The sequence below is a fragment of the Streptomyces sp. NBC_00250 genome (assembly GCF_036192275.1).
Lineage (GTDB): Bacteria > Actinomycetota > Actinomycetes > Streptomycetales > Streptomycetaceae > Streptomyces.
Window position 1 is genome coordinate 4,589,910 of the sequence record NZ_CP108088.1, and the last position, 17,567, is coordinate 4,607,476.

At 71.2% G+C, this 17,567-nt stretch carries 15 protein-coding genes; 11 read left to right on the forward strand and 4 right to left on the reverse strand.

Annotated elements, in window-relative coordinates; genetic code table 11:
• Positions 1-163 precede the first annotated feature (163 nt).
• Positions 164-844, reverse strand: coding sequence for a bifunctional DNA primase/polymerase (locus OG259_RS20745; RefSeq protein WP_328943627.1), 681 nt, complete (start codon positions 842-844; stop codon positions 164-166).
• 565 nt (positions 845-1,409) lie between these two features.
• Between OG259_RS20745 and OG259_RS20750 the strand changes: the two genes are divergently transcribed.
• Together OG259_RS20750 and OG259_RS20755 are read left to right on the forward strand one after the other, a co-directional pair.
• A complete protein-coding gene (locus tag OG259_RS20750) occupies positions 1,410-2,861 on the forward strand; it encodes a PP2C family protein-serine/threonine phosphatase (protein WP_328943628.1) in 1,452 nt (483 codons plus the stop codon).
• Positions 2,862-2,996: 135 nt separating this feature from the next.
• Positions 2,997-4,457 (forward strand): aminopeptidase P family protein, encoded by a 1,461-nt coding sequence (locus OG259_RS20755; RefSeq protein WP_328943629.1) that lies wholly within the window; start codon positions 2,997-2,999, stop codon positions 4,455-4,457.
• A gap of 164 nt (positions 4,458-4,621) precedes the next feature.
• Here the strand turns inward: OG259_RS20755 and OG259_RS20760 are convergent, their stop codons facing one another.
• A complete protein-coding gene (locus OG259_RS20760; RefSeq protein ID WP_328943630.1) occupies positions 4,622-5,107 on the reverse strand; it encodes an ATP-binding protein in 486 nt (161 codons plus the stop codon).
• Between the two features lie 214 nt (positions 5,108-5,321).
• Here OG259_RS20760 and OG259_RS20765 point away from each other — a divergent pair, with 214 nt between their 5' ends.
• From OG259_RS20765 to OG259_RS20805, 9 genes are all read left to right on the forward strand, one after another.
• Positions 5,322-6,113, forward strand: a complete 792-nt coding sequence (locus tag OG259_RS20765; protein WP_328943631.1) for a hypothetical protein — start codon at positions 5,322-5,324, stop codon at positions 6,111-6,113.
• Between the two features lie 122 nt (positions 6,114-6,235).
• Positions 6,236-7,018 (forward strand): YcnI family copper-binding membrane protein, encoded by a 783-nt coding sequence (locus tag OG259_RS20770; RefSeq protein WP_328943632.1) that lies wholly within the window; start codon positions 6,236-6,238, stop codon positions 7,016-7,018.
• Between the two features lie 48 nt (positions 7,019-7,066).
• Positions 7,067-7,801, forward strand: a complete 735-nt coding sequence (locus OG259_RS20775; protein ID WP_328943633.1) for an SCO family protein — start codon at positions 7,067-7,069, stop codon at positions 7,799-7,801.
• A complete protein-coding gene (locus tag OG259_RS20780; RefSeq protein ID WP_328943634.1) occupies positions 7,798-8,253 on the forward strand; it encodes a copper chaperone PCu(A)C in 456 nt (151 codons plus the stop codon). The genes OG259_RS20775 and OG259_RS20780 overlap by 4 nt, the downstream gene beginning before the upstream one ends.
• 45 nt (positions 8,254-8,298) lie before the next feature.
• Positions 8,299-10,248, forward strand: a complete 1,950-nt coding sequence (locus tag OG259_RS20785; protein WP_328943635.1) for a copper resistance CopC/CopD family protein — start codon at positions 8,299-8,301, stop codon at positions 10,246-10,248.
• Between the two features lie 3 nt (positions 10,249-10,251).
• Positions 10,252-11,523, forward strand: coding sequence for an iron uptake transporter deferrochelatase/peroxidase subunit (gene efeB, locus OG259_RS20790; protein ID WP_328943636.1), 1,272 nt, complete (start codon positions 10,252-10,254; stop codon positions 11,521-11,523).
• A gap of 147 nt (positions 11,524-11,670) precedes the next feature.
• Positions 11,671-12,606, forward strand: a complete 936-nt coding sequence (pheA, locus tag OG259_RS20795) for a prephenate dehydratase (RefSeq protein WP_266894244.1) — start codon at positions 11,671-11,673, stop codon at positions 12,604-12,606.
• 499 nt (positions 12,607-13,105) lie between these two features.
• Positions 13,106-14,395 (forward strand): serine--tRNA ligase, encoded by a 1,290-nt coding sequence (gene serS, locus OG259_RS20800; protein WP_266894242.1) that lies wholly within the window; start codon positions 13,106-13,108, stop codon positions 14,393-14,395.
• Positions 14,392-15,198 carry an HAD family hydrolase gene (locus OG259_RS20805; RefSeq protein ID WP_328943637.1) on the forward strand — a complete coding sequence of 269 codons (807 nt, stop codon included), beginning with the start codon at positions 14,392-14,394 and terminating at the stop codon, positions 15,196-15,198. Before serS ends, OG259_RS20805 begins: the two co-directional genes overlap by 4 nt.
• A 198-nt stretch (positions 15,199-15,396) precedes the next feature.
• On the opposite strand, the gene OG259_RS20810 is transcribed toward OG259_RS20805, so the two are convergent.
• Both OG259_RS20810 and lpdA read right to left on the reverse strand, forming a co-directional pair.
• Positions 15,397-16,002: a rhomboid-like protein gene (locus tag OG259_RS20810; protein WP_443051989.1), complete on the reverse strand. Its 606-nt coding sequence runs from the start codon at positions 16,000-16,002 to the stop codon at positions 15,397-15,399.
• Between the two features lie 89 nt (positions 16,003-16,091).
• Positions 16,092-17,495 carry a dihydrolipoyl dehydrogenase gene (lpdA, locus tag OG259_RS20815; RefSeq protein ID WP_328943639.1) on the reverse strand — a complete coding sequence of 468 codons (1,404 nt, stop codon included), beginning with the start codon at positions 17,493-17,495 and terminating at the stop codon, positions 16,092-16,094.
• Positions 17,496-17,567 lie beyond the last annotated feature (72 nt).

Consider the following 17,567-nt stretch of genomic DNA (forward strand, 5'->3'; position numbering starts at 1 on the left):
ACCAGGACACACCCGTTCGGGTGAAGAGGCGTCTCGGCCGGTCCCTCAGCAGGCCGGTCGGCGCCCGCCCGCCCCGGTGTACCCCTCAGCAGGCCGGTCGGCGCCCGCCCGCCCCGGTGCACCCCTCAGCAGGCCAACCGGCTCCCGCCGCCCGGTGCGCCCCTCAGTAAGCCAGCCGGCTCCCGCCGCCCGGGGTGCTCGTGCTCGCGTCCACGAGCGCGTCGACCACCGCTTCGACGTCCGGCAGCCACGGTCGGGCGGAGCCCGCGAGGGGTGCCCGTTCCCATCGGACCTGTCCCGTGCCGGCGACCGAGGGCGGCAGGAGTAGATAGCCGCCCTCTCCATGGAAGCGCAGCGAGCTGGGGACGCTGTCCTTCGCGTACAGCAGCTCGCCGAGCCGTTCGAGGCCGTACGGGGCGACGAGGATCGACCAGCGCGTCGGGGTCGCCACCACCGGGCCGAGCCGCATGCCCGTCGCGTCGAGCGCGGCGAGCGCTCGCGCGCCCGCCACCGCGGGCAGGCTGACCGCGCAGGGCGCGCTGCCGCCCGTGGCGAGCACCACCGGGGCGTCCGGCCGCCGGGTCCACCACCAGCGGATCATCCGCTCGTCCGTGGTGGCCGCCAGCAGCCCGGGGTCGTAGGGGTGGGCGCCGGGCACCACGCAGTCGGGGTCGGGGCAGGAGCAGGCGGGCCCCGCGGCCGTGCGGGTCGTCGCTCTCAGGCCCGCTCCCGGCAGGACGGGCCAGTCCCACTCGACGGCGAAGGTGACCGCCGCGTCGAGCCGGGCGGTCCTCGCCTTGCGCCGGAACCGGAGCCTGCGTCGCCTTCCGAGGATCTCGCGCATGAGCGCTCGTTCCTTTCCGTTGAACGCCGAATCCACATCACACCATGTGCAGGACACTTCACCGTGCGTATCAGCGCGTACCGGGTCGGCGGGGTGGCGACCCCTGTCGGAGCGGGGCCGGCCGGGCCGGAACCAGGTGGAACCACGTGGAACCAGATGGAGCGGGATCAGTACCAGGTGGAGCCAGGTCAGAACGAGGTGGAGCCAGGTCAGCACCAGAGGCGGGTCAGAACACGTTCCCCGCCACTCGGTGACGGGCTGCGGCCTGCGGCATGAAAGACGCCGGGGTTCCGCGTCGCGTTCCGGGGCAGCTCCAACTGCCCCTGCCTGTCACCGATTACGTACCCAGCACGCTCGGAATGACGCGCTTTGAAACGACGCCAGTCGACCGCAAAAGGTGCACACCGAGGACAATTTTCGGCCAACTTGCCGTGGACTTCAACCCTCTCGCACGACCTCACGGACACCACAAGTCCCGTGGGGACAATGCTGGACATCGTTCCTCTTGTGCGTGTACATGTGGATGCATCGAGCGGCTCAGAATGACATGGGGGTTTGCGATGCTATGGCGTCAAACGCACCGGTCGGAAAGCCGACTGACATGAGCGCCCCACACATGCCGAAAGTGGCTGGAATCGATTCAACGGTTCCCGGGCCCCCGCACACTGCGGCACCTCTCCCCGGCGTGCCCGCGGCGGCGGCACCCTCCGATCCGGTCCCCCCACCCGGGGCGCTGATCCAGGACAGGCTCGCCGCCTGGGTCTCCGACCTCACCACCCTCCACGAACTCACCGAGCGCCTCATCAGGACCTCCTCCCTGGACGAGGCCCTCCGCGAGGTGCTCGGCGCGGGCGCCGCCCTGGTCGGGGCCCGCCGCGGCATGGCCGTCCTCGAACCGGCCGACGGGCTCGGCCCCGCCTCCACCATCGGTCTCGGTCTCGCCCACTCCGACCTCGGCACCATCGAGACCGTCCCGCGCGGCACCAGCAGCTACGGCCGCCTCCTCGACGGCCTCCCCGATCCGGTCCACCCCGAGCGGGTCCCCGATCCGATCGCCATCCGCGACGTACGGACCGAGGAAGGCCTCGACCCGCGCCACCGCGAGGTCGCCGCCCGCCTCGGCTACGCCGCCAGCTACGCCCTCCCCCTCGCCACCGAGGAGGCCGGCCGGCTCGGCGCGGCCGTCTGGCTCTACGACGAGCCCGCCGAACCGACCGACCGCCAGCGCCACCTCATCGGGCTCTACGGCCGCTTCGCCACCGAGCAGCTCGCCCGCCTCCTCCAGGTGGAACGCGCCCGCGTGCAGGTCGCCACCGTCGCCGAGGAACTGCTCCCCAGCCGTCTCCCCCGCGTCCCCGGCGTCCAGCTCGCCGCCCGCCACCGCACCGGCCCCCGGGGCGGCGGCGACTGGTACGACGCCCTGCCGCTGCCCGAGGGCGCCCTCGGACTCGCCGTCGGCTCCGTCTCCGGGACCGGGCCCAGCGCGCTCGCCGCCATGGGACGACTGCGCGCCTCCCTCAGGGCGTACGCCGTGATGGAGGGCGAGGACCCCGTCGCCGTCCTCTCCGACCTGGAGCTCCTGCTCCGGCTCACCGAACCGGCCCGCTCGGCGACCGCGCTCTTCGCGTACGCCGAACCGGCGCAGCGCCGGATCGTCCTCGCCGGGGCCGGGCACGCCCCGCCGCTGGTCATCGGCGAGCGGCGGACGGAGTTCGTCGAGACCTCGCTCTCGGCTCCGCTCGGGATGCTCTCCTGCTGGGAGGCGCCGAGCGTGGAGCTGTCCCCTGCACCCGGAGAAACGGTGCTTCTCTACACGGACGGGCTGCTGCGCCGTACCGGCGATGCCATGGACCGTGCCTTCGCGCGGCTCCACGCGGCGGCGTCGAGCGTGCCGAAGGCGGACCGGGGCGACCCGGGTGCGGTCGCCGACCACGTCCTGCGGACCCTGCTGCCCGAGGGCCTCGACACCGCCGTCGACGGGGAGGACGTGGTCCTGCTGGCCGCCCGCTTCGACTGAGCGGCAGGACGCGAGACTGTAGGCGACAGTAACCGGAGCGTGAGATTCCGGTAATGGGTCTTCCGGCCCTGGGCCCCCTTCCGTACGACCGTACGATGGTGGGGGTTCAGTGTCGTACCAAGAGGAGGCAGACCCGTGGCCGAGGAGCTCACGCCGGAGACCCCGGAAGAGACCGAAGAGCAGGCGATCAAGCAGCGGAAGAACGGCCTGTACCCGGGCGTCTCCGACGAGCTGGCCGAGAACATGAAGTCCGGCTGGGCCGACACCGAGCTGCGCGGACTGGAGCCGATCGCCCAGGCCGACAAGACCGCCGCGCGCCGCGCCGCGCTCTCCGCCCGCTTCCCGGGCGAGCGTCTGGTGATCCCCGCCGGCAAGCTGAAGACCCGGTCGAACGACACCGAGTACGCCTTCCGCGCCTCCACCGAGTACGCGTACCTCACCGGCGACCAGACGCAGGACGGCGTCCTCGTCCTGGAGCCGACGAAGAGCGGCCACCAGGCGACGATCTACCTGCTGCCGCGCTCCGACCGTGAGAACGGCGAGTTCTGGCTCGACGGCCAGGGCGAGCTGTGGGTCGGCCGCCGCCACTCCCTCACCGAGGCCGAGCAGCTCCTCGGCGTCCCCGCGAAGGACGTCCGCGAGCTGGCCGAGGCGCTGCGCGAGGCCACCGGCCCCGTCCGCAACGTCCGCGGCCACGACGCCGGCATCGAGGCCGCGCTCACCGACAAGGTCACCGCCGAGCGCGACGAGGAACTCCGCGTCTACCTCTCCGAGGCCCGCCTCATCAAGGACTCCTTCGAGATCGCCGAGCTGGAGAAGGCCTGCGCCTCCACCGCCCGCGGCTTCGAAGACGTCGTCAAGGTCCTCGACAAGGCCGAGGCCACCAGCGAGCGCTACATCGAAGGAACCTTCTTCCTGCGCGCCCGCGTCGAGGGCAACGACATCGGCTACGGCTCCATCTGCGCCGCCGGCCCGCACGCCACCACCCTTCACTGGGTGCGCAACGACGGCGACGTCCGCTCCGGCGACCTGCTGCTGCTCGACGCCGGCGTGGAGACCACCGAGCTCTACACCGCGGACATCACCCGCACCCTGCCGATCAACGGCCGGTACACCGAGCTCCAGCGCAAGATCTACGACGCCGTGTACGAGGCGCAGGAGGCCGGCATCGCCGCGGTGAAGCCCGGCGCCGCCTACCGCGACTTCCACGACGCCGCCCAGCGCGTCCTCGCCGAGAAGCTCGTCGAGTGGGGCCTCGTCGAGGGCCCGGTCGAGCGCGTCCTGGAGCTCGGCCTCCAGCGCCGCTGGACCCTGCACGGCACCGGTCACATGCTCGGCATGGACGTCCACGACTGCGCCGCCGCGCGCACCGAGGCCTACGTCGACACGACGCTCGCGCCGGGCATGTGCCTGACCGTCGAGCCGGGTCTGTACTTCCAGGCCGACGACCTGACCGTGCCGGAGGAGTACCGCGGCATCGGCGTCCGGATCGAGGACGACATCCTCGTCACCGAGGACGGCAACCGGAACCTGTCGGACGGGCTGCCGCGCCACGCCGACGAGGTCGAGGCGTGGATGGCCGCGCTGAAGGGCTGACGTCCGCGTACGTTGGAACCGAAGGGCCCTCGCCGACCGACCGGCGGGGGCCCTTCCCCGTGCCCATGCGCCCGTCGGCCCGTGGGCTCACGCCATGGACAGGGACCGTGCGCCCGGGACTCACGCCGTGAGCAGGGGAGCAGGGGGCCCGTACACCGGTGGGCTCAGGCCATGAGCAGGGAAGGGCTGTCCTTCCACTTCAGGATCTTGTCGAAACTGACCACCGCGCCGCCCCGGCCCGAGCGGTTGCCGAACTGCACGTGGTCCGCGAGCTCCTCGATCAGCCGCAGCCCCCGACCGTGCTCGGCGTCCGCCGCCGCCAGGGGCAGCTCGGCGCCGCGGAGACCCGGCTCCTGGGCGGCCGCGTCGGGGCCGGGGAACCCGGGGCCCGAGTCCGCCACCTCGATACGGCAGGTCTCACCGTCCAGATACGCCGTCACCCGGTAGGCCCGGCCCGCGGCGCCGGAATCCCCTCCGCCGCCACCGCCGTGCTCGACCGCGTTCGCACACGCCTCGGTCAGCGCGACCGACAGCTCGTACGACACGTCGGGATCGACGCCCGCCGTCTCCATCGTGCCCAGCAGAAGCCTTCGGGCCAGGGGCACGCTCGCGGCCTCGCGCCGCAGATGGAGTGACCACCAGATGCTCATGCTCCAGCCTCCCGGCAGCGGCTCGACATACCGATACCTATTGCCGGACAGAACCCTTCGTAAGCGCACGGAGGCGTCAAGAGCGCTCGTTCGGCGGATGCAACGGGCCCGTGCGCCGGTGTATGTCACCCCGAAGACCCCCAAGACCCCCGAGAAACGACCTTCTGGACCTGCCTCATACCGGTGGGACCCGTGGTGCGATGATGGGCCCGCCATGACTGCCCCCGCGCTCGCTCCACGGCTGCTGAGGGCCGCGGTGTTCACCGCGGTCTGCGTCGTGCTGTCCGCGCTCGGGCACGCCATCGCCGCCTGTGCGGGCATCGCCCTGTGGACGCTGCTCGCCGGATTCCTCGGCGTCTTCGGCATCACCGTCCTCTTCGCAGGACGTGAGCGCTCCCTCGGTGTCGTCGTCGGCGCCCTCGCCGTCGGACAGCTCGGTCTGCACGCGCTCTTCGGCCTCGGCCAGCACCAGCTCGCCCTGAGCGCCCAGGCGGACGACGCCCTCGTACGGATGGCTGCCCGGCTCGTCTGCGGAGCGGGGACCTCGTCCCTCAGCTCCGCCGACGCCACCCGGATCATCCGCGACGCCGGACTCGACCCGGCCACCGCGAGCGGCGCCCACGCCCACCTCGGACACGCGGCCACCTCGGCGACCGCGCCCACCGGTGAGCTGCTGCCCGATCTGCCCATGCTCCTCGGCCACCTGCTCGCCGCCGTCGCCACGGGCTGGCTGCTGCGCCGCGGCGACCGCGCCCTCGGCCGCCTCGTCGAACTCTCCGAGCAGGGGGCGACGGAGCTCGCCGAGTACGCCCCCGTCCGCTCGCTGCGGGCCGCACTCCGTCTCGTACGGACGCTGCTCACCGGGCTTTCGGCGCTTCCCGGTACGGGGCCGCGCCGGACGGTCCGCACGGCCTTCGACTCCTCGCCGCCGCCGGTGGCCGAGGCCCTTCAGCACACGGTGATCAGGCGCGGCCCGCCGGCCGTCGACTGCGTCCTCGCAGCCTGACGCAGCCCGCCGCGGTCCGCTCAACGGGAGCGGGACCGCCTTCGTCCGCACGCCCGCGGAGCTCTTCCCTCCCCGGCGCGCAGGACTCCCTCGCCTTTCTCCGAGCTGGAGTGTCTTCTGCCATGACCGTTTCCCGTGTCTCCTCCCGTCTCTCCGCCTCCCGTGTCGCCCTCGCCGGTGGCATCGCCCTCTCCTCCGTCGTGCTGCTGTCCGGCACGGCCTTCGCGCACGTGAGCGTGCAGCCGCAGGGCGAGGCCGCCAAGGGCGGCTACGCGACCGTCAACATCAAGGTCCCGAACGAGCGCGACAACGCCTCCACCGTGAAGGTCGAGGTCAACTTCCCGCTCGACCACCCGCTGGCCTCCGTCATGCCGCAGCCCATTCCCGGCTGGAAGGCCGTGGTGACCAAGAGCGAGCTCAGCAAGCCGCTGGAGCTGCACGGCAAGAAGATCGACAAGGCCGTGTCCAAGGTGACCTGGACCGCCGACGGTTCGAAGATCGGCCCCGGCGAGTTCCAACAGTTCCCGCTCTCCCTCGGCCAGCTGCCCGAGGACGCCGACCAGCTGGTCCTCAAGGCGATCCAGACGTACGACAACAAGGAGGTCGTGCGCTGGATCGAGGAGAAGAAGGAGGGCGCGGAGGAGCCGCAGAACCCCGCCCCCGTCCTGAAGCTCTCCGCCGCCTCCGAGGACCACCACGGCGGCGCCGCCCCGTCCGCCTCGGCCTCCGCCCCGAAGGACGACAAGGCCGGTCACGAGGACAAGACGGCCTCCCACGAGGAGACCGAGACGGCCGCCGCCTCCTCCTCCGACACCACGGCCCGGATCCTCGGCGTCATCGGCATCCTCGTCGGCATCGCCGGCGTCGCCTTCGGTGTCCTCGCCGGCCGCCGCCGCTCGGCCTGACCGCCGCACCTCATCCAGAGAACCCGGAAAGAAGCGGAAAGAACCAGCATGTCCGCAGAGAAGACACCCTCTCCGAAGCCCGGCGACGGCCCGGCCCGGCCCGGTCGGCGCACCCCGCTGATCGTCGCCGCGGCCGCGATCGTCGCCGCCCTCGGCATCACCGCGGCCGTCGGCCTCGGCGGCAACGACGGCAAGGACTCCGGCGCGGGCTCCGACTCGGTCGCCGTGGTCTCCGGCGGTGACGACACCACCAAGGCCGCCACCGTCCTCGACCGGCCGTTCACCAAGCCGGCGCTCGTCCTCACCGACACCAAGGGCCAGAAGTACGACCTGCGGGAGCGGACCAAGGGCAAGCCGACGCTCATCTACTTCGGCTACACCCACTGCCCCGACGTCTGCCCCATGACGATGAGCAACATCGCCATCGCCAAGAAGCAGCTCCCCAAGGCCGACCAGGACAAGCTCCAGGTCGTCTTCGTCACCACCGACCCCGAGCGGGACACCTCGGCCGAGCTCGCCAAGTGGCTGCCCGCCGCGGGCGACCCCACCTTCACCGGTCTCACCGGCCCGTTCTCCGCCATCCAGGCGGGGGCGCGGCAGATCGGCATCGGCATCGACCCGCCGAAGAAGGAGAAGAACGGCTCGGTCGTCTCCATGCACGGAGCACAGGTGATCGCCTTCTCGCCGACGACCGACCAGGGCTACGTCCTGTACGGCGAGGACGCGTCCATCGACGACTACGCCAAGGATCTGCCGAAGCTCATCAAGGGGGAGAACCCGTGAACCGCCGCACCACCACCCTGTCCGCCTCCGTGGCGCTCGCCGCCGCGCTCGCACTGACCGGGTGTTCGTCCTCGTCCGATGACGGGAAGCCCGAACTGAAGGTCAGCGGCGCGTTCATGCCGCAGCCGGTGATGGACATGGCCGGCGGCTTCCTCACCATCACGAACGACAGCGGCACCGCGGACAAGCTCACCTCGGTCACCAGCACCATCTCGGACGACGTCACGATCCACGAGACGAAGAACCAGAAGATGCAGCAGGTGACGTCCTTCGACATCCCCGCGAACGGGGAGCTGAAGCTCGCCCGTGGTGGCAGCCACATCATGTTCATGGAGCTGAAGAAGAAGCCCAAGCAGGGCGAGAAGGTCGGCATCGAGCTCCACTTCGAGAAGTCCGACCCCATCAAGGTCGACCTTCCCGTCGAAGCCGCCGGCCACAACCCGCAGCACTGAGCGCGTTGACGGAGTTCTCACAGAACTGACGGAGTGAACCGGAAGATGACAACCACCGCCCCGCGCCTCGGTACCGCCCTGGCCCGGCTGCTGATCCTCGCGGCCGCGCTGCTCGGCACACTGCTCGCCGGTGCCGCGCCCGCGTCCGCGCACGCGGCGCTGACCGGCAGCGATCCGAGGGACGGGGCGGTGGTCGCCACCGCTCCCAAGGAGGTCAACCTCACCTTCTCCGAGCAGGTCGCCATGAGCGACGACTCGATCCGGGTCCTCGACCCGGCGGGCCGGAGGGCCGACACCGGAGAGATACGCGACCTGTGCAGCGGCTCCGTCGTCCGCTACGGGGTGGAGCTCCGTGCCGGGCTGCCCGACGGCACGTACACCGTGGCCTGGCAGACCGTCTCGGCCGACAGCCACCCCATCTCCGGCGCCTTCACCTTCTCCATCGGCGCCCCCTCCACGACGTCCGTCGCCCTGCCCGACCGCACCGCCGGCGGCGGCCTCGTCGGCACTCTCTACGGCATCGCGCGCTACGTCTCGTACGCCGGTTTCGCGATCCTCGTCGGCGGCGGCGCCTTCGTCCTGGCCTGCTGGCCGCGCGGGGCGAGCGTCCGCCCGGTCCAGCAGACCGTGGTCCGGGGCTGGCTGACCCTCACCGGCGCCACCCTCGTCATGCTGCTCCTGCGAAACCCGTACACCGGCTCCGGTGAACTCTCCGACGCCTTCGACCTGGCCGGTCTGAAGGCCGTCCTGGAGACGAAGACCGGGGCCGCGCTCACCTCCCGGCTGCTGCTGCTCGGCGCGGCCGCGCTCTTCGTGGCCGTCCTCTTCGGCGCCTACGCCCGGCGGACCGACCCCAAGGAGAAGAAGGACCTCGCCTTCGGGCTCGGCATCGGCGGCACCGTCGTCGCCGCCGGCATCGCCGGTACCTGGGCGCTGGCCGAGCACGCCTCCACCGGTATCCAGCCCGGTGTCGCCATGCCCGTCGACATCCTGCACCTGCTGGCCGTCGCCGCCTGGCTCGGCGGTCTCACGGTGCTGCTCGTCTCCCTCTACAAGGCGCCGTCCGTCGACCGCTCGGCGATCGAGCGCTTCTCCAAGGTGGCCTTCGGCTCCGTCGCCGTCCTCGCGGCCACCGGGATCTACCAGTCCTGGCGCCAGGTCGGCTCCTGGTCCGCGCTGACCGGGACCCGCTACGGGCAGCTGCTGCTCGTCAAGATCGGCCTGATGTGCGTCCTCATCGGCATCGCCTGGATCTCGCGCCGCTGGACCCAGCGCCTCGCCGACCCGAAGCCCGTCGAGGAAGCCGAGCAGTCCGCCGTGGAGGAGGCGGACGAGACCGAGCAGGCTTCCGCGGAGGAGGCCGAGAAGGCCGCCGACGAGGAGGCGGACGGGACCGCGGCGACCGAGGTCGCCGATCCCGAGCGGGCCGCTCAGCTCGCCCGCCAGCGGGCCGCCGTCGCCACCGCGCGGCGCAAGCGGGAGCGGGACGCCGACCCGGAGCGGGCCGGGCTGCGCCGCTCGGTGCTGACCGAGGCCGCCGTCGCCGTCGTACTCCTCGCCGTGACCACCGTCCTCACCTCGACCGAGCCCGGCCGTACCGAGGAGGAGGCGGGGCGGAGCACCGCCGCCTCCGGTCCGGCCGCCGTGCCCGACCGGCCCGTCGACATCCGGCTTCCCTTCGACACCGGCGGCGTCGACGGCAAGGGCGTCGTCCGGCTCAGCCTCGACCCCGGCCGCACCGGGGCCAACGCGCTGCACCTCTTCGTCGAACGGCCCAACGGCAAGCCACTGGACGTGCCCGAGATCAAGGTCGCCCTCACGCTGGAGGCCAAGAACGTCGGCCCGTTGCCCGTCGCCCCGGACCGGATCCAGACCGGGCACTGGAGCGCGAGCGGCGTCCAGATCCCGATGCCCGGCGAGTGGCGGATCCAGGTCACCGTCCGGACGTCCGAGATCGACCAGACCACCATCGAGAAGAACGTGAAGATCGGCTGATCCTTGACCGAGAACGACACCCTTGAGATCTCCCGACGACGGCTGCTCGGCACCGTCGGCGCGGCCGGCGCGGCCGGACTCGTCATCGGCGCGGCAGGCGGCGTCGGCGTCACCACGGCCGGGTCGGACGGCGGCACCACCGACGGGGCCGGCACCGACGGCACCCCGCTGCTGACCACGGTCGGTTCGACCGAGGTGATGTTTCACGGGGAACATCAGGCGGGCATCACCACGCCCTCGCAGTCCCGTGGTCATCTGATCGCCTTCGACCTCGCCCCGGGCGCCGGTCGCAAGGAGGCGGTCGCCCTGCTGCGCCGCTGGTCGGTGACGGCGAAGGCGCTGATGTCGGGCAAGGCCACGACCGAGGACACCGGCGTCGCGCTCGACGCGGGCCCCTCGTCCCTCACGGTCACCTTCGGCTTCGGCCGTACGTTCTTCGACCGCACCGGACTCGTCGCACGCCGCCCCAGGGGGCTCGACCCGCTGCCCGCCTTCTCCGCCGACGCCCTGGACGCCCGGCGTTCGGAGGGCGATCTGTGGGTGCAGATCGGCGCCGACGACGCGCTCGTCGCCTTCCACGCGCTGCGCGCCGTACAGAAGGACGCGGGCGACGCGGCCCGGGTGCGCTGGCAGATGAACGGCTTCAACCGCTCGGCCGGTGCCACCGCCAAGCCGATGACCGCGCGCAATCTGATGGGCCAGATCGACGGCACCGGCAATCCGAAGGTCACCGACCCCGACTTCGACCGGCGGATCTTCGTCCCGGCCGGGGCCGGCGGCGCGGACGAGTGGATGGCCGGCGGCTCGTACGCGGTGGTGCGTCGGATCCGGATGCTGCTCGACGACTGGGAGAAGCTGCCGCTCGACCGGCAGGAGAAGGTGATCGGGCGTCGGAAGTCCGACGGGGCCCCGCTCACAGGTGGCACGGAGAGCACCGAGCTCGACCTGAACAAGCGCGGTCCCGACGGGGAGACGGTGATCCCGGACAACGCCCACTCCCGGATCTCCGCCCCCGAACAGAACGGCGGGGCGGCGATGCTGCGCAGGCCGTTCTCCTTCCACGACGGGATCGCTCCCGACGGGACGCCGGACGCCGGTCTGCTCTTCGTCTGCTGGCAGGCAGACCCGCTGCGGGGCTTCGTACCCGTGCAGCGCAAGCTCGACCGGGGCGACGCGCTGTCCGCGTTCATCCGGCACGAGGCCAGCGGCCTCTTCGCGGTGCCGGGCGGTCCCGCCGAGGGCGAGTACGTGGGGCAGCGGCTCCTGGAGTCGTGATCCCCGGGGCGGGCGGCCCGGAGACATTCGTGTCTCCCCGAGCGGGCGGCCCGCCGACATTCGTGTCTCCCCGAGCGGGCGCCGCACGGACGGACGTGTCCCACCGGACGGGCGGCCCGTGGCTCCGGGGCCCATTAGGGTGACGGTATGTCCGCCACCCGGTACACGTATCTCGGCCCCGAGGGCACCTTCACGGAGGCCGCGCTGCGTACGCTGCCCGAGGCCGCGACGAGGGAACTCGTCCCCATGGTCTCGGTCCCGGCCGCGCTCGACGCCGTACGGAACGGGGAGGCCGCCGCCGCGCTCGTCCCGATCGAGAACTCGGTCGAGGGCGGGGTGACCGCGACCCTGGACGAGCTGGCCTCCGGCGAGCCGCTGATGATCTACCGCGAGGTGCTGCTGCCGATCGCCTTCGCGCTGCTCGTCCGGCCCGGGACCAAGCTGTCGGACATCAAGACGGTGACGGGCCATCCGGTGGCCCAGCCGCAGGTCAGGAACTGGCTGCGGGCCCATCTGCCCGAGGCGCTGTGGGAGTCGGCCGCGTCCAACGCGGACGGGGCCCGGCTGGTGCAGGAGGGCCGCTTCGACGCCGCCTTCGCGGGGGAGTTCGCGGCGGCGACGTACGGTCTCGAAGCGCTGGTCACCGAGATCCACGACGCGGAGAACGCCGAGACGCGGTTCGTCCTGGTGGGCAGGCCGGCCCGGCCGGCGGCTCCGACCGGCGCGGACAAGACCTCGGTGGTGCTGTGGCTGGGTGACGATCATCCGGGTGCCCTTCTCGAACTGCTCCAGGAGTTCGCGGTGCGCGGGGTGAACCTGATGCTGATCCAGTCCCGGCCCACGGGGGCGGGGATCGGGAACTACTGCTTCGCCGTGGACGCCGAGGGCCATATCTCGGACCGGCGGGTGGGCGAGGCGCTGATGGGCCTCAAGCGGATCTGCCCCAAGGTGCGCTTCCTCGGCTCGTACCCGAGGGCGGGCGTCGCGGTCGAGGACGTGGCGGCGCTGCGGCGCGGCACCTCGGACGGGGAGTTCATGTCGGCCTCCGACTGGCTGGCGAGGGCCCAGGACGGTCGGGCCTGACCCGATGGTGACCGAACGCTCCCGGCGACGGGAGCGTTCGTCCACAGGTGCGAACCACTAGTCCGACCTGCATATTTTTCAGTTACCCACAGCGGTTATCCACAGGCTCCGCGTTCGACCTGGGGACAAGTCGACAGCTCACCCCGACAAGGTCGACAAATCGCCCTAGCCACTCCTCGGCACCACCCCGGCTGTCCACAGCATGCGGAAGAAGCCCTCGTCAGCACGGCTCGCCCGACCAACTCTTTGGAGCGAGCAATTCCCACCCAAATGAGTGCCTCAATGGCGTTTGATCACGGAATTCCCAGGTGCGGGACGGGAAATCCACGCGATCTTCCCCGTAGTCCACAGATCTTCCGCACAGCCTGTGGATAACTGAATGCGAAGGCCCGGCTCCCGGCATTTCCACGGGTATCAATTCGGGCGAAACAGCCCGCGTGACAACACGCGTGACGTTATCCGGTGGGGGCGGGCGAACGCGCGACGGTAGCCTGGTGGGGTGATTGACCTTCGCCTGCTCCGTGAGGACCCCGACCGTGTTCGCGCCTCCCAGCGCGCCCGTGGAGAGGACGTCGCGCTCGTCGACGCCCTGCTCTCCGCCGATGAAAGGCGCAGGTCGTCCGGCGTCCGCTTCGACGAGCTCCGATCCGAGCAGAAGGCGCTCGGCAAGCTGATCCCCAGGGCCACCCCGGAGGAGCGCGCCGAACTCCTCCAGAAGGCCGAACAGCTCAAGACCGACGTCAAGGCCGCCGAGGCCGAGCAGAACGAGGCCGACGAGACGGCCAAGCAGCTGCTGCTCCAGCTCGGGAACATCGTCCACACGGACGTCCCGGTCGGTGGCGAAGAGGACTTCGTCGTCCTGGAGACGCACGGCACCATCCGCGACTTCGCGGCCGAGGGCTTCGAGCCCAAGGACCACCTGGAGCTCGGCGAGGCGCTCGGCGCCATCGACGTCGAGCGGGGCGCCAAGGTCTCCGGCTCGCGCTTCTACTACCTGACCGGTGTGGGCGCCCTCCTGGAACTCGCCCTGGTCAACGCGGCGATCGCCCAGGCCACCGAGGCCGGCTTCATCCCCATGCTGACCCCGGCGCTGGTCCGTCCGCGCGCCATGGAGGGCACCGGCTTCCTCGGCCAGGCCGCGGAGAACGTGTACCACCTGGAGAAGGACGACTACTACCTCGTCGGCACGTCCGAGGTGCCCCTCGCGGCGTACCACATGGACGAGATCATCGACGCGGACAAGCTGCCGCTGCGGTACGCGGGCTTCTCGCCCTGCTTCCGCCGCGAGGCCGGCACGTACGGCAAGGACACCCGCGGCATCTTCCGCGTCCACCAGTTCGACAAGGTCGAGATGTTCTCGTACGTCGCTCCGGAGGACGCAGAGGCCGAGCACAAGCGGCTCCTCGACTGGGAGAAGCAGTGGCTGACCGCTCTGGAGCTGCCGTTCCAGGTGATCGACGTCGCCACCGGTGACCTCGGATCCTCCGCCTCCCGCAAGTTCGACTGCGAGGCGTGGATCCCGACCCAGGGCAAGTACCGCGAGCTGACCTCGGCGTCCAACTGCGACAGCTTCCAGGCCCGCCGGCTCTCCGTCCGAATGCGCGACGAGCAGGGCGGCAAGAAGACCGTCCAGCCGCTGGCCACCCTGAACGGCACGCTGTGCGCCGTCCCGCGCACCATCGTGGCGATCCTGGAGAACCACCAGCTGCCCGACGGTTCCGTGCGGGTGCCCGAGATCCTGCGGCCCTACCTCGGCGGCCGTGAGGTCCTGGAGCCGATCACCAAGTGAGCCCCTTCCCCTACCGCCTGGTCGCGACGGATCTCGACGGCACGCTGCTGCGCGCCGACGAGTCCGTCTCGGCCCGCACGCGGGACGCGCTCGCCGCCGTCACGGAGGCGGGCGCCGCGCACATCGTCGTCACCGGCCGGGCGGTGCCCTGGACCCGGCACATCCTGGACGACCTCGGCTACGAGGGGATCGCGGTGTGCGGGCAGGGCGCACAGGTCTACCACGCGGGTGAGCACCGGCTGCTCACCTCGCTGACCCTGGACCGGCAGCTCGCCGGGCTCGCGCTCTCCAAGATCGAGGCGGAGGTGGGCCCGCTCGCGCTGGCCGCCAGCCGCGACGGCCTGGAGGGCGAGGTCCTGATGGGCCCCGGCTACAAGGTCCACGAGGGGCCGCTGCCGTACGTCCCGTACGAGGACCCCGCGGAGCTCTGGGCGGCGCCGCTGACCAAGCTCTACGTCCAGCACCCGACGCTGACGGACGACGAGCTGACCCGGGCCGCCCGTGAGACGGTCGGCGGTCTCGTGGACGTCGTCATGGCCGGGCCCGGGATCGTGGAGATCCTTCCGCTCGGCCTGAGCAAGGCGACCGGTCTCTCGCTCGCGGCACGCCGGCTGGGCGTGAAGGCGGCGGAGACGATCGCCTTCGGCGACATGCCGAACGACATCCCGATGTTCGGCTGGGCGGCCCACGGCGTGGCCATGGGCAACGCCCACGAGGAACTGCGCGCGGTGGCGGACGAGACCACGGCCTCCAACGAGGAGGACGGCATCGCGGTCGTCCTGGAACGCCTGCTGTCGGCCTGACGTTCCGAGACCCGCTTCGAGAACGGGTCGAGAACAGCTTCGAAAGCGGCTTCGAAAGCCTCGATGACCGTGACGAAGGCCCGCTCCCCCTGAGGGGAGCGGGCCTTCGTCGTTTCGGGAGGGAGCGGCCCGCACGGACAGGTCCGCGCGCTCGAAGCGGCCGCCCCCTTCGGGGGATCCCCCGTTCCCCCCGCACAACTAGTGTGCTCCGGAGCCCGGTTCGGGGGCGACTGGTTTTCCGCGGGTGAGCGGGTAGCAGGCCAGGCCGATCGCCAGCGAGATCGCGTGCCCGAGGTCGGTGTGCGTGCGGTCGGCGAGCAGCGGGACGACGAAGAAGCCCACCACTCCGGCGAGGTAGAGCCAGCGCCAGGGGCCGGGCAGCCGGTAGGTGAGGATGCCCGCCGAGGCGGCGAGGCCGTAGCTGACGCCGATGTCGACGACGTGCGCCATGCTGCGCGGCACGTCGTGGAGGCGGATGGCCACCAGGACGACCTGCTGGCTGATCAGGGTCGCCGCGATGTGGGCCGTGGCGACGACGAAGAGCCATTTCGGTGTACCGAGCCAGCGTTCCACGGGCGCGTGGATCAGCTCGAAGAGCGCCGCGTACAGCAGGAGGTCGGCCGGATCCTCGATCCAGAACGCGCTGCCGAGCAGGGCCCGCAGCGGGTGGTGGGCCAGCTGATGGAGATTGCTGCTGTTGCGGTGCAGGAGGTAGGTCTCAAGGCCCTCGGGGGACAGCGCGATGACGAGGCTGGTGATCGCGATGATCGCCAGCCACAGATGCGTACCGGGTGACGAACGCACCCACGACCTGATCGGTCGGGACGGTTCGCCACCCGGGGAGCTCTCGGGAGGCACGTATCCGTGCCTATCACCCCGAGCTGGGAGAAACCTCAGAAATTGATCATGTGTCCGGCAATGCCGTGGATGGCTTCCTTCACGGCCTCGCCCAGCGTCGGGTGCGCGTGGACGTTCCGCGCGACCTCGTGGACGGTGAGGTCCCACTGCTGCGCCAGGGTCAGCTCGGGGAGCAGCTCGGTGACGTCGGGGCCGATCAGGTGGGCGCCGATGATCTCGCCGTGGGTGCCGTCGGCGATGATCTTGACGAAGCCGGTGGTGTCGCCGAGGCCGTGCGCCTTGCCGTTCGCCACGAAGGGGAACTTGGCGACCTTGACGTCGTAGCCCTTCTCGCGGGCCTGCGCCTCGGTCCAGCCGAAGCTGGCGATCTGCGGCTGGCAGTAGGTCGCGCGCGGGATCATCGGGTAGTCGAGCTCCATGGTCTCGGCGTCACCGATGGTCTCGGCGGCGATGACGCCCATGGCCTCGGCGGTGTGCGCGAGCATCAGCTTCGCGGTGACGTCACCGATGGCGTAGATGTGCGGCACGGAGGTGCGGCAGCGGCCGTCGACGTCGATCGCGCCGCGCTCGGTCAGGGCGACGCCGGTGGCCTCCAGGCCGTAGCCGGTGACGTTCGGGGCGAAGCCGATGGCCTGGAGGACCTTGTCGGCCTCCAGGACCTTCTGGACGCCGTCCTTGCCGGTGACGGTGACGCGGACCTGCGGGCCGGACTCGTCGATGGCCTCGACGCGGGTCGAGGTCAGGACGTCGATGCCGAGCTTGCGGTACTGCCGGGCCAGCTCCTTGGAGACCTCTTCGTCCTCCAGCGGCGCGATCCGGTCGAGGAACTCGACGATCGTGACCTTGGTGCCGTAGTTGCTGAGGACGTACGCGAACTCGATGCCGATCGCGCCGGCGCCGGCGATGATGATCGACTTCGGCGCGTCCGCGGCGAGGATCTGCTCCTCGTACGAGACGACGCGCTCGCTGCGGGCGGTGCCCGGGAGCAGGCGCGGGGTGGCACCGGTGGCGATGATGCAGTTGTCGAACCGGATCGTCTCCGAGGTGCCGTCGGACTTGGCGACCTGGAGGGTGTTCGCGTCGAGGAAGGTGCCCCGGCCGTCGAACTCGGTGATCCCGTTCTTCTTCATGAGGAAGTGGACGCCCTTGACGCGGCCGTCCGCGACCGAACGGCTGCGGCTGAAGGCCTCGCCGTAGTCGAAGGAGACGGTGCCGTCCACCTTGATGCCGAAGGTCTTGGCCTCGTGGTTGAAGATGTGGGCCAGTTCGGCGTTGCGCAGCAGTGCCTTGGTGGGGATGCAGCCGACGTTCAGGCAGACACCGCCCCAGTACTTCTCCTCGACGACCGCGACCCGCTTGCCCAGCTGGGCGGCGCGGATGGCGGCGACGTAGCCGCCGGGGCCAGCTCCGAGTACGACGACGTCGAAGCGGTCTGACATGACTGACTCCCGAGGGTGGTGAGGGTGTTCGGTCCGCGTACGGGCCCACAGTAGTCCGGTGTCCCCCACACG

Bases quoted from the DNA above. Each gene is read 5' to 3' on its own strand.
- OG259_RS20745 (WP_328943627.1), bottom strand. From the start codon at position 844: ATGCGCGAGATCCTCGGAAGGCGACGCAGGCTCCGGTTCCGGCGCAAG.
- OG259_RS20750 (WP_328943628.1), top strand. From the start codon at position 1,410: ATGGCGTCAAACGCACCGGTCGGAAAGCCGACTGACATGAGCGCCCCA.
- OG259_RS20760 (WP_328943630.1), bottom strand. From the start codon at position 5,107: ATGAGCATCTGGTGGTCACTCCATCTGCGGCGCGAGGCCGCGAGCGTG.
- OG259_RS20765 (WP_328943631.1), top strand. From the start codon at position 5,322: ATGACTGCCCCCGCGCTCGCTCCACGGCTGCTGAGGGCCGCGGTGTTC.
- OG259_RS20770 (WP_328943632.1), top strand. From the start codon at position 6,236: ATGACCGTTTCCCGTGTCTCCTCCCGTCTCTCCGCCTCCCGTGTCGCC.
- OG259_RS20775 (WP_328943633.1), top strand. From the start codon at position 7,067: ATGTCCGCAGAGAAGACACCCTCTCCGAAGCCCGGCGACGGCCCGGCC.
- OG259_RS20785 (WP_328943635.1), top strand. From the start codon at position 8,299: ATGACAACCACCGCCCCGCGCCTCGGTACCGCCCTGGCCCGGCTGCTG.
- pheA (WP_266894244.1), top strand. From the start codon at position 11,671: ATGTCCGCCACCCGGTACACGTATCTCGGCCCCGAGGGCACCTTCACG.
- lpdA (WP_328943639.1), bottom strand. From the start codon at position 17,495: ATGTCAGACCGCTTCGACGTCGTCGTACTCGGAGCTGGCCCCGGCGGC.